We start from the raw sequence: 12006 nt of genomic DNA, 5'->3' as shown, positions 1-12006 counted from the left end.
AAAACCTGCGCGACTATCCGATGCCCCCGGCTGACCTGCCTCTGATCCCGATCCTGCGGGATTGGCTATAGCGTGTTGCGTTTGATTGGATAGACGTATTCACTCTGCCTCCCGAGGCAGCGATTGCTCTTGCAAACGCGTTCGGGGGCAGTGTGAATGCGAATGAACGCAATACGCTTTAGACTCAGCCCGAAAATTCCACAACTTTTCCGCGAATCTGGCGAAATTGTAGTGGGAATTTAAACGAATCACCCCTAGTCTTAGGCAAATAACCGCTGATTGGGGGATTGGCACATGCTACGAACGATTTCTGTTGGAAGCTGCGTTTCTATTCAAGGTCTGCTGGTCGGCCAGTTGGCTGATGGCAAGATCATGGTGAAGGTTGATGAGAAAACCTTCGTGGGCTATCCGGTGAACCGCGCCAAATCCTCTTAAATCCAGCAACAGCGTAAAGAAAAAGGCCGGGTTTCCCCGGCCTTTTCTATTTGGTGCGGTGCCCCGTTTCCGGGGAACCTATGATCGTGTTGCGTTCGAATGAATTAAGTCATCCGAACGCAACACGATCTAGATCAAGCCAAAGTGCGCTGAATTTCTTCACGCTCAAAGATCTCGATGACATCGCCAGCGCGCACATCGTCATAACGCTCGAACGCCATACCGCATTCCTGACCCGAGATGACTTCCTTCACCTCGTCTTTGAAGCGCTTCAGCGTCTTCAGCGTGCCTTCATGGATCACCACGTTATCCCGCAGCAAGCGCACGCCCGCCGAACGACGTGCCACGCCTTCGGTAACCAAGCAGCCAGCAACCTGGCCGATGCCGGTAACCTTGAAGACTTCCTTGATCGTCGCATAACCGATGAAGGTTTCGCGGATCTCGGCTTTCAGCAAGCCCGAAGCCGCCGCCTTGATGTCATCCACCAGATCATAAATGATCGAGTAATAGCGGATTTCCACGCCCTTCTGATGCGCCGAGTTCCGCGCCGAGGCATTCGCCCGGACGTTGAAGCCGATGATCGGGCATTTGCTGGCTTCCGCCAACATCACGTCGGTATCGGTGATAGCACCCACGCCATAAGACAGCACGCGCACGCGCACCTCGTCGTTGCCGACCTTTTCCAAGGCCTGCACGATGGCTTCCGCAGAACCCTGCACGTCGGCTTTCACCAACACCGGCAGTTCCGCAACCGACTGATCCGCCTTGGCTTTCGCCATCAGCTGTTCCAGCGTCGTCGCAGCACCAGCCGCCGCACGTTTGTCCTTGGTGACGTTCTCACGGTAGGTCGCGATTTCCCGCGCCTGCGCTTCGGTTTCCACCACGTTCAGCGTGTCACCAGCCGAGGGCGTCCCCGACAGACCCAACACTTCCACCGGAACCGAGGGGCCAGCTTCGTCAATCCGCTCGCCCTTGTCGTTGATCAAGGCGCGCACTTTGCCCCACTGCTCGCCGACGACAAAGATGTCGCCTTTGCGCAGGGTGCCGTTCTGCACCAGAACCGTCGCAATCGGGCCACGGCCAACGTCAAGTTTCGCTTCAATCACAGCACCCGCAGCAGCCCGGTTCGGGTTGGCGCGCAGTTCCAGAATTTCAGCCTGCAAAGCAATGGCTTCCAGCAGTTCGTCAATGCCTTGTCCGGTCTTGGCCGAAACTTCCACGTCCTGCACGTCGCCCGACATCTGCTCCACCACGATCTCGTGTTGCAGCAGATCGGTGCGCACCTTCATCGGGTCCGCGCCGTATTTGTCGACCTTGTTGATCGCCACGATCATCGGCACTTTCGCCGCTTTCGCATGGGCAATCGCCTCAATTGTTTGCGGCATCACAGCGTCATCCGCCGCAACCACCAGCACGACAATATCCGTCACCTGAGCCCCGCGCGAACGCATCGAGGTAAAGGCCGCGTGACCAGGCGTGTCGAGGAAGGTCAGAACCTGACCCTTTTCGGTCGTCACCTGATAGGCGCCGATGTGCTGGGTAATGCCACCAGCTTCGCCCGACACCACATTCGCCTTGCGGATCGCATCCAGCAGCGAAGTTTTGCCGTGGTCAACGTGACCCATGATGGTGACAATCGGCGGCCGGGTGATCCGGGTGCCTTCGGCATCCGCAACCAACTCAATCGCTTGTTCCACGTCAGCATCCGACACACGCACCGCTTTGTGGCCGAATTCTTCGATCACAAGTTCAGCGGTATCGGCGTCGATGGCTTGGTTCATCGTCACCATCATGCCCATTTTCATCAGGCTTTTGACAACATCTGCCGCACGTTCGGTCATCCGGTTCGCCAGTTCAGAAACCGTGATGGTTTCTGGCAACTGCACGTCGCGGAATTGCTTCTCGGGTTTGCCGACGCCCATCGCTTTCTGACGGGCTTTTTCCTGCTTGCGCTTCATCGCAGCCATCGAGCGGGTGCGACCGCCCTCGCCTGCCAGCGCATCATTCAGCGTCAGCTTGCCAGTGCGGCGACCGTCATCGGTCTTGGCTTTGGCATTGCGCTCGCGCTCTTCACGATCCCGGTCAACCTTGCGCACGGCCAAAGCGGGCTTGGCCCCCATTGGTGCGCGGGCAGCAGTCTCCGCTGCGGTCGGTGCCGCAGCAGGGGCATTGCGGTCAGCCCGCTCGCCACGCGCAGACGGCGCGGCATCGGCGGGTTTTTCCGGTGCAGCCGGTTGACGACGCGAGGTGCCAAGCACATCGGCCTTGCGGGCAGCGGCTTTCGCCACAGCCTCAGCCGCGGCTTCGACGCGCAGGCGCTCTTCTTCGTCGGCCTTGGCTTTGGCAGCCGCCAGCCGCTCACGCTCTTCGCGTTCCTTGGTTTCGGCTTCTTCGCGTTTACGGGCACGCTCTTCGTCGCGGGCCTTGTCATCTTCCGCACGGCGGGCCGCGTCTTCGGCTTCGCGCGCTTTGGCAACGCGCAAGGCCGCCAGACGACGTTCCATCTCGGCATCAGAAATGCCTGCGGGGCGTTTCGAGGGATCACCCAGATGTGCCGCGCTGCCTGAAGCAGCCGCAGCGCCGGGCGTTCCCGGCTTGGCAGCCGCCACCGGCACGACCACGCGCTTGCGCTTGGTCTCAACCACAACGCTCTTCGTGCGGCCATGGGAGAAGCTTTGCTTCACCTGACCGGAACGAGGTGCGCCACCCAGGCCGAGGGGTTTTTTGCCGTCTGTATCGCTCATGCGTCCTACGTATCCTTCAAGGCGATCTCATCGCCATCCTGCTGAACGGTTTGCCCACGCAACCCAGCCAGCCTTGCCGCTTCCTCTACAACACGCGCTGTGAGTCCACCAGCCGCAAGCGCGGCGTGTATCGCACGTTCGCGCCCGAAAGCCAAACCCAATTCCTCCGCTGACAAAAAGCCGATATACGACCCCTCGCCATCCGGCGCGCGCAGCTTTGTCTTGCCGCGTTCAGACCCGTCGGCGGCTTGCAGAAGCACCCGCACCTTGTCCTTTTGCAGCCATTCCTTGACCTTCTCATAGCCCATCACGGCCCCGCTGGCCTTGCGCGCCAAACTGATCAGATCAACCACCCGCCGCAACAGCAGCGCTTCCACCAGATCGGCCAGATCCTCCGGCACCTTCACCGGTTGGCGTGCGGCACGAGAGAACAAACCCTTCTTCGCCGCTTTCTCAATCGCCGCCCGATCTGCCGAGACATAAAAGCCCCGGCCCGGCAACCGTGCCAGAATATCCGGCACGATCATATCTTCCGGCCCCAGACAAAAGCGGATCAGACCCGCTTTCGGCTGAACTTCCCCAGTCGCAATGCACTTGCGTTCCGGGTCGTCTTGCAGATTTTCCCGGCCACCGCGTGTCACGGTAATCCCCCGAGGCCTACGATCAGGCCTCGGCCTCCTCGTCTTCGTCGACCACTTCCGTGGCCGAGGCCAATTCGGTCGGGTCAACCCAGCCCAGCATCACGCGGGCGGTCATCACCAAAGTCTGCGCCTCTTCCAGCGAAACGTCAAACTTCTCCAGAACGCCCTCATCCTTCTTGCGCTGACCATTTTCCGTGGTCCAACCGCCCGCCAACTCCCAGTCGGCACAGGTCGCGAAGTCTTCCAGCGTCTTGATGCCGTCCTTCGCCAGCGCCTCCAACATTTGGGGAGTGAGGCCTTCAAATTCAACCAGTGAATCCTCGACACCCAACGCCCGCGCGGCTTCCATCGCCTTGGTGTTGACCGCTTCCAGATATTCGCGCGCCCGTGTCTGCAACTCGCCTGCGGTGCCTTCATCGAAGCCGTCAATCGACAGCAGCTCGTCCGCCTCGACATAGGCGACTTCTTCCAGGTTGGTGAAGCCTTCGGCAACAAGCAACTGCGCCATCATCTCATCGATATCCAACGATTCCATGAACAGCTTGGTGCGCTCGGCAAATTCAGCCTGACGGCGTGCGGATTCGTCGGATTCCGTCACGATATCAATGTCCAAGCCGGTCAACTGGCTGGCCAGACGCACGTTCTGACCACGGCGACCAATCGCCAAAGACAGTTGCTCATCCGGCACCACAACTTCGATCTTGCCCGCGTCATCGTCGATCACAACTTTCGACACTTCCGCCGGCTGCAACGCGTTCACCAGGAAGGTCGCCTGATCGGCATTCCACGGAATGATGTCGATTTTCTCGCCCTGCAATTCGTTCACAACCGCCTGCACCCGAGAGCCGCGCATACCCACGCAAGCGCCGACCGGATCAATCGAGTTGTCATAGCTGATCACGGCAATCTTCGCGCGCGACCCCGGATCCCGCGCAACAGCTTTGATCTCGATGATGCCATCGTAAATCTCAGGCACTTCCATCTTGAACAGTTCCGCCATGAACTGCGGATCGGTCCGGCTCAGGAACACCTGCGGACCACGCGCTTCGCGGCGCACGTCCTTGATGTAGCAGCGGATCCGGTCGTTCGGGCGATACGACTCACGCCCGATCTTCTCGTTGCGGCGCAAAATCGCTTCGCCCCGGCCAATATCGACGATGATATTGCCGTATTCCTCGCGCTTGACCTGACCGTTGATGATCGTGCCCTTGCGGTCTTTGAATTCTTCAAACTGACGGTCACGCTCGGCTTCACGGACCTTCTGCAAGATCACCTGCTTGGCCGACTGCGCCGCGATCCGGCCCAAGTCCACGGGCGGCACTTCGTCGATGATCTCATCGCCAACCGCCGGGTCCTTCAGGTGATCTTTCGCCTGCTTCACCGTCAACTGCGCGTGGTGATTCTCGACGCCATCATCCTCAACCACCGTCCGAATCCGCGCAAAGGTCGCGCGCCCGGTCTTGCGGTCAATCTTCACCCGGATGTCCATATCCGCGCCGTAGCGCGACTTCGCGGCCCGCGCGAGGCTGTCTTCCATCGCCTGAATGACCAGCTCGGGATCAATCATCTTTTCGCGCGCCACCGCTTCGGCGGTTTGCAGCAGCTCAAGCTGGTTGGCAGAGGTAATCGCCATCGGAATTCTCCCGCTTAGTGTTTGGTGGGTTCTGGAGCGTCTTCTTCGTCGCCCTCAGAGGTTTCAATTTCGTCAAAGGCTGATTCGTCGATCACGCCGCTGGCTTTCTTCTGCCGCAGCATTTCGGTGATCAGCTCATCGGTCAGGATCAGCTTGGCATCGGCCAGCCATTCAAACTGCAAGCCGATGGTGACGGTGCCAGTCGGTTCTTCAATCTCGATCAGCACTTCCTCGCCCTCAACCCCGGCCAAAGTGCCTTTGAAGCGGCGGCGTCCGTCGATCAGTTCGGTGGTTTCCACGCGGGTTTCCCAGCCCTTCCACATCTCAAAATCCTTGAGACGGGTCAGCGGCCGGTCGATCCCCGGCGAGGATACTTCAAGCACGAAGTTCTCCTCAATCGGGTCTTCCACGTCCAGCACAGCGGAAACCGCGGTCGAGATTTCGCCGCAGTCATCCACCTCAATACCGCCCTCAGGACGGTCGGCCATGATTTGCAATGTGCGGGTCGCCCCGCCCATCAAACGAATCCGCACCAGTTCAAAGCCGAGGCCTTCGATCACCGGGGTGACGATATCGGCGAGGCGGCGATCCATAGCGGTTTTGGCAATCAGATCAGACATGATGTTCCAAAAACAAAAAACGGGCCAACAGGCCCGCGTGTGACGATCGGTAGCTTCAGGTTTGGACCCGGAAGCAGCTGTTGCAGGGGATATAGGCCGATCCCCCGCACAATGCAAGCCGCATCTATAGTGTGAAGCGCCTTGAGCCACGCGCGTGTTGGCAGGCGCGTGGCCCACCCACAGAGTTAACAGGGCAGATATGATCCAACGTTAATTTCCGGGCGACCCAAGGGCGGCAACAACAGGAATCTCGTTCTATGAAGTTTTGGCTTTTTTTGTTGGCAATATTTGGCTCGTTAACCTTTTTGCCCGAGATTTGACAAAATTCATTCCTAACGTCCTACCACAGGTTGTAAAAAAGCCGTCATCGGCGTGCGACTCAACCCGAAGGCACATGGCGAAAGGGATAATAATGAAACTCCTTGCGGTAGACGATGATCCGATCTTCCTTGGTGTCTTGCGTCCCATGCTGGCAGCTTTGGGGAAGGATGATGTAACCATCGCGCAATCGGGTGCAGAGGCTTTGGCAAAACTCAGCCTTGAGACCGAGGAGTTCGACTGTCTGTTGTTTGATATCCAGATGCCGGGGATGAGCGGCGTGGAGTTGTGCAGGCAGGTGCGCAGCATTCCTGCCTATCGGCGGACGCCGATCGTCATGATTACGGCGATGACCGGCAAGCGTTTCATCGACGACGCGTTTTTGGCAGGTGCGACCGACTACATCACCAAGCCTCTTGATCCTGTTGATCTTAAGGCGCGCCTTGGCATGGTTGATCATCTGCTGAACGAGCGCCGCCTCGCCGCAGCACTTGAACGCAAATTCGATCAGCGCGACGACGCTGTTTCGATCAATGTAGATTTTGAAACACCCTTCCCTATTCCGGGCTTTGATCGCGGTATCGACTATCTCGCGCTGCAGAACTATCTTTTGATGCTGGGCAACAAGCAGATGTACGCCACGGCAGCGATTGGATTCTCGGTGCAGAATGCCAGCCTGTTTTACAGAAAAGCCACAGCTTCGGGCTTCGTGAATATGCTGGGCGATGTTGCCTCGGCGATCACCGATGCCACGAAGTCTGAGCAGATGATGATCGCCTATGCCGGAAGCGGCAACTTCGTGGCTGTCTTGTCGGCCAATCCTTCCACTGATCCAGAGGATTTGCAGATGCTGGTGCGGCTTGGGGTGGAAGATTTCGCAAGCTTCTACGCGGCGGATCGCTTGCCTCTACCACAGGTGAATGTCGGGCCGCTGGTGCGCGCCTCGTTTTTCGGGCTCTTCAATCCCACCAGCATCCTTGAGAATGCTGTAACGGTTGCTCAATCGCGCCAAGAGGCCAAAAGCAGGTCGTGGTGGAATGCTGCATGAGCAGGCTGCACTTTTATGACGGTGCAGCTTCGGCTGCCGAAAGCGAGTTGGCTGCTGTGCTTGAGCCTGCCCGAGCGCTGTTTCGTGAACTTATCATCGAACGCATTATGGCGTTCGAGGCCTATCGCAGGCTTGCTGAGACCAGCGAATCCCCTCAGCTTGAGATGGTGAAGGTCGCTGATATTGCCCATAAGATCGCCGGGGTAGGCGCAACTCTGGGTTTCACCAGAACAGGGCAACTTGCAAGTGCCTTGGACCGCTCGATCACGGAAAACCCAGCAAAATTCGCCGATCCAGAATATCTGCGCCGGGTGGTAGACCCGTTGTTAGAGACGCTTCTGGTCGAAATGGAAGCGCTGCTGGACGATTGACGTCCTATTTTAGGATCTTTTGTTAGGATCTGATCTTGGGGCCGAGCCCACCAAAGCCCCGATCGCCAGCGACAGATCAACTGAGCTGATCGGTTTGGCAACACAGCTGTCAAACCCCCACGACAGATAGTCAGCAACCTGATGTGCCATTACATTGGCAGTGACCGCAATAATCGGCACGGGCGGGGTGCCCTGGGCTTCTTCAAGCGCGCGAATCCGCAGCAATGCCGTCGGTCCGTCCATGACGGGCATCGCAATATCCAGCAAGATGGCGTCAAATCGGCCTTTTCCCCAAGCCTGCACCGCTTGCGCGCCATCGTTCACAATCGTCACCTCTGCACCCAGTCTGGACAGCATCATTTCCAACACAGCGCAGTTCGTTAGATTGTCGTCAGCGGCCAACAGCCGAAGTCCTGTCAGGCCAATCGGCTCCTCGGCCAAGGGTGCACGAGCCGCAATCGCCGCGCTGGTAGGTAAAGGCAGCGAGACTGTTATCGTCGTGCCCCGGCCGCGTTCAGAGTCGACTTTGATTGTGCCGCCCATCCGTTCGACAAGTGACTGCGTTATTGCCATGCCCAAACCGGTTCCGCCGAAACGCCGGGTCACAGAACTGTCGGCTTGGCTGAACTCATCATGCAGCCGCAGCACTTGTTCCGGGGTCATGCCGATCCCCGTATCTCGCACCTCGATGACCAATGGCATCGCGGCGCGCCCGCTAAGCTTGACGGTGACCTCGCCGCGATCAGTGAATTTGATCGCGTTGCTGACAAGATTGTGCAGCACCTGTTGAACGCGATGAGGGTCGCCAATGCGCAGTATTTCTGCTCCCGAGCCAACCAGTACTTCAAACGCCAGCCCTTTTTCGTCTGCGCGCAATTCGTACTGATCTTCAATTCTTTTGGCCAGTTCAAGCGGGCTGAACGGAAGTTCTTCAAACTCTATCTTGCCAGCCTCGATCTTTGACATGTCCAGAATATCATTGAGGATATTCAACAATGCCTCGCCCGAGCGACGGATTGTGCCAATCATGCGTTTTTGATCAGGTTGCTGCAGAGACGATTCCAACAGCTCAGCCATGCCCAGAACCCCGTTGAGCGGGGTGCGGATCTCGTGGCTCATATTGGCAAGGAACTTCGATTTTGTCCGGCTGGCTTCTTCGGCATGCGCTTTCGCCAAATACAGCTGTGTCACATCGGACCCGACTCCGCGAAAGCCGGTGAATGCTCCGGCCGCGTCAAAGATCGGTGCGCCACTCATCCGACGCCAGCGCACGATGCCATCGGTCGATTTCGGGGCGCGATAGACGAAATCCCGGAACGGTTGATTGGTGTTCAGAGCGGTCAGCATGATGTCCCAGTCGATCCCCGCATACATATCGGGGTTCGCTTGCAGCCACTCCTCCTGAGTTTTACCCATCAAGCCTTCCTTTGGCACACCGCCGTCATCGAAAGACGCTCCGTCCAAGACGAAAACAAAGCGTCTGTCGTTGTCCATTTCCCACAACCAGCCGTCTGAGACGGCGGCAATATCAATCAGGCGCTGTTCGACTTTGGCACGCTCGGAAATAGACCGTTCAAGCTCTGCTTTCACAGCCGTCAGCGCGGCTTCACGCGCCCTTTGCGCGCTGATATCGACCTGCACACCGGTGATCAGCGCAGGTGTTCCGTCGGCGGCCCAACGCAGCGCCCGCCCGGTATCCAGCACCCAAATCCAATGGCCCTGCTTGTGGCACAGGCGATACTCGGCTTTGTAGACAAAATGGGGATCACTGAACAAATTGTTGAACAAAGCCTCGGTGGCTTCAAGATCATCCGGGTGAACTCTTTGCCGCCAGGTATCAAAGGTGACGGGGCTCAGCTCTTCAAGACGGTATCCCAGCAGCGCGGCCCAATATTCGTTGACGCGGTGTTCGCGGGTGGTGACGTTCCATTCCCAAGTGCAAATCTCGGCGCCCGCGATCAGATTGCGCATCTTCTGTTCGGCCAGAAATTGTTTGGTGACGTCAGAGTGGACCTCTAGCAGTGCGCCGTCTGGCAAAATTCGTTCTTCGACGCGCAGGCGACGGCCATCAAGCAGAGTACGTTCCATCCCGCTTCCGCCCTTGCGCCGCTGGGCGAGACGGTTGGCAACCCACTCATCTTCGCAATCTTCTGCTTCAACCAGTTGGCCATGCGTGACGGCATAGTACAGAATATCCCGAAATGGTTGACCGGGAACCAGTGCAGGCGCGATCAGCGGATAGAAATCGCGATAACTTTGGTTGCAGTAAATGAACTTGTCATCGGCATCATAGATCACCACGCCTTGTTCAAGCATCTGAAGCGCTTCGATCTGAACCCGCGTTCCAGCGGCCATTTCTTCAGCTTCGGTTCCGGTGAAACCAGCGCCGACACCGTCCGTGCCTTCGTCTTCTGCTGTGCTCACATTCAGCCTTTTCATTCGCTCTTTTTAGTACAGGTCCACACGATGGCCCGCCACTGTCAAGCAAATGTTGGCTTAAGCTACGCCCTGAGACAAAGCGCCACCCAACAACGCGCTGACCGTCGAAACGAGGTCCTGTCGGCTGAGAGGTTTTGGCAGCGTAACTTCGAGTGACGACGCGACGGTCTTCATGTCAAATGGCTGAAAATCCGCATCGGCGGTAAATCTGATCACCGGCGTCGCGGCATTTATCGACCGTCCGGCACGCAAATGCCGGATGACCCGATCTCCGGTGATGAAAGGCATGTTCTGGTCCACGATCATCAGGTCGAACCGATGCGTCAGCGCAGCCTCCAAAGCCTCTCGCCCGTCCGAGGCAATCGTCAGCTCCATGTCCACGCCAAAAAGGAACGCCTGAACGATGCTTTGATTGACCTTATCGTCTTCGGCCAACAAGATTTGGAATTTGGCCGGTGGGGAAGCTTCTGTCATTTGGGTGAACCCGTCACTTGGAGCAAACAATACATCGCTCCCCTATAGACTGAATCGCGTAAACTTTTGCCAGAAAAATGGCGAGATACCGTTCGATTGGCCTATTTGCCAAGTATTACATGTGCTTAGCAATCAGGGGTTGTGTTCAGGCCGGTCACAGCTGCAAAAGGCTGTGTATTGCGTGCAAAAGATCAAGTCGCCGGAACGGCTTGGCCAGATGGCTGTCAAATCCACCGATAAGGTAATCCGCAATCTGCGAGGGCATCGCATGCGCTGTCACTGCGATTGCCGAAACCGTAGGCAAGTCGCGTAGCGATTCGATGTCGCGTATTTCCGCCAATGCGCTCATGCCGTCCAGCACCGGCATGGTGATGTCCAGCAGCAGCAAAGCAAAGGGCTCGTTCCTATCCAGCGCCGCAACCCATGCCTCAACCGCTTCCCGGCCGTTTTCAACCTGCGTTACAACCGCGCCGGTTCTGGCCAACATTTCTGACAACACCAGTCGATTGGTTTCGTTGTCATCTGCGCACAGCAGCCGCAGGCCAACCAAAGCGTTTTCGCGCAGATCGTTCTCTTTCGCCCGCACCTGTGCTGACGGCAGATGCTCGGCTTCGGGCAGCGGCAAGATGATCCGGAACATCGCGCCTTGCTTCGGCGTGCTTTCCGCCGTGATCGTTCCACCCATCAAGGTCACAAGCTGCCGCACAATCGACAACCCCAACCCTGTGCCCCCGAACCGGCGAGTCATGCTGTCGTCCGCCTGCTCAAAGCTCTCGAACAACCGAGAAACCTGGGACGGCTCGATGCCGATCCCGGTATCCGAAACTTCGATCTGAATTGGCTTGCCGATCCGGCAAGCGAATTTCAGCGTCACCTTGCCGCTTTCTGTAAACTTGAAAGCATTGTTCAGAAGATTATTCAGGATCTGCATCAACCGATGTGCATCGCCCAAACGCGGCATGTCGCAGCCAGCCGTTGCCAAAACCTCGAACGCCACCCCTTTTTCTTCAGCCGCAATCGTGTAAATCGATTCTGCTTGGCGGATCAGGTCCAACGGCACGAAGGGAGCTGACTCCACCACCATCTTGCCAGCCTCTATCTTCGACATGTCGAGGATACCATTCAGCACGGTCAGCAAAGTTTCGCCGGATTTGCGGATCGTATCGACCATCTGGCGCTGCAAGGGCTCTTCAACAATATCAGCCAGAACCTCTGCCATGCCCAGCACCCCATTCAGGGGTGTCCTGATCTCATGGCTCATATTGGCAAGGAAGGTCGATTTC

General features: G+C 57.6%; 10 protein-coding genes. 3 read left to right on the top strand and 7 right to left on the bottom strand.

Annotated features, from left to right (window positions below):
* The first annotated feature begins 294 nt into the window (after positions 1–294).
* Positions 295–435 (top strand): hypothetical protein, encoded by a 141-nt coding sequence (locus U1A24_RS21460; protein ID WP_322324023.1) that lies wholly within the window; start codon positions 295–297, stop codon positions 433–435.
* Between the two features lie 134 nt (positions 436–569).
* Here U1A24_RS21460 and infB read toward each other — a convergent pair whose 3' ends face one another.
* Genes infB through rimP form a run of 4 tightly spaced genes read right to left on the bottom strand, consistent with a single transcriptional unit; the run spans position 570 to position 6073 of the window.
* Complete coding sequence (infB, locus tag U1A24_RS21455) at positions 570–3179, bottom strand: translation initiation factor IF-2 (protein WP_322324022.1); 2610 nt, start codon at positions 3177–3179, stop codon at positions 570–572.
* 5 nt (positions 3180–3184) lie between these two features.
* A complete protein-coding gene (locus U1A24_RS21450) occupies positions 3185–3820 on the bottom strand; it encodes an RNA-binding protein (RefSeq protein ID WP_322324021.1) in 636 nt (211 codons plus the stop codon).
* A gap of 22 nt (positions 3821–3842) precedes the next feature.
* A complete protein-coding gene (gene nusA, locus U1A24_RS21445) occupies positions 3843–5453 on the bottom strand; it encodes a transcription termination factor NusA (protein ID WP_322324020.1) in 1611 nt (536 codons plus the stop codon).
* A 14-nt stretch (positions 5454–5467) separates the two neighbouring features.
* Entirely contained in the window at positions 5468–6073 is a 606-nt protein-coding gene (gene rimP, locus U1A24_RS21440; protein WP_322324019.1) for a ribosome maturation factor RimP, read from the bottom strand.
* A gap of 265 nt (positions 6074–6338) precedes the next feature.
* Here rimP and U1A24_RS21435 point away from each other — a divergent pair, with 265 nt between their 5' ends.
* Entirely contained in the window at positions 6339–7439 is a 1101-nt protein-coding gene (locus U1A24_RS21435; RefSeq protein ID WP_322324018.1) for a response regulator, read from the top strand.
* Positions 7436–7810: an Hpt domain-containing protein gene (locus tag U1A24_RS21430; RefSeq protein WP_322324017.1), complete on the top strand. Its 375-nt coding sequence runs from the start codon at positions 7436–7438 to the stop codon at positions 7808–7810. The genes U1A24_RS21435 and U1A24_RS21430 overlap by 4 nt, the downstream gene beginning before the upstream one ends.
* A gap of 9 nt (positions 7811–7819) precedes the next feature.
* Here U1A24_RS21430 and U1A24_RS21425 read toward each other — a convergent pair whose 3' ends face one another.
* The 3 genes from U1A24_RS21425 to U1A24_RS21415 all read right to left on the bottom strand — a co-directional run.
* Positions 7820–10234 (bottom strand): ATP-binding protein, encoded by a 2415-nt coding sequence (locus U1A24_RS21425; RefSeq protein ID WP_322324016.1) that lies wholly within the window; start codon positions 10232–10234, stop codon positions 7820–7822.
* A gap of 72 nt (positions 10235–10306) precedes the next feature.
* Positions 10307–10723 (bottom strand): response regulator, encoded by a 417-nt coding sequence (locus U1A24_RS21420; RefSeq protein WP_322324015.1) that lies wholly within the window; start codon positions 10721–10723, stop codon positions 10307–10309.
* Between the two features lie 154 nt (positions 10724–10877).
* A partial coding sequence (locus U1A24_RS21415) for an ATP-binding protein (RefSeq protein WP_322324014.1) occupies positions 10878–12006 on the bottom strand: 1129 nt, incomplete at its 5' end.

It is taken from the genome of Cypionkella sp., from assembly GCF_034376685.1.
Classification (GTDB): domain Bacteria; phylum Pseudomonadota; class Alphaproteobacteria; order Rhodobacterales; family Rhodobacteraceae; genus Cypionkella.
This window is presented reverse-complemented; position numbering and strand designations above follow the sequence as displayed.

Bases quoted from the DNA above. Each gene is read 5' to 3' on its own strand.
- U1A24_RS21460 (WP_322324023.1), top strand. From the start codon at position 295: ATGCTACGAACGATTTCTGTTGGAAGCTGCGTTTCTATTCAAGGTCTG.
- infB (WP_322324022.1), bottom strand. From the start codon at position 3,179: ATGAGCGATACAGACGGCAAAAAACCCCTCGGCCTGGGTGGCGCACCT.
- nusA (WP_322324020.1), bottom strand. From the start codon at position 5,453: ATGGCGATTACCTCTGCCAACCAGCTTGAGCTGCTGCAAACCGCCGAA.
- rimP (WP_322324019.1), bottom strand. From the start codon at position 6,073: ATGTCTGATCTGATTGCCAAAACCGCTATGGATCGCCGCCTCGCCGAT.
- U1A24_RS21430 (WP_322324017.1), top strand. From the start codon at position 7,436: ATGAGCAGGCTGCACTTTTATGACGGTGCAGCTTCGGCTGCCGAAAGC.
- U1A24_RS21420 (WP_322324015.1), bottom strand. From the start codon at position 10,723: ATGACAGAAGCTTCCCCACCGGCCAAATTCCAAATCTTGTTGGCCGAA.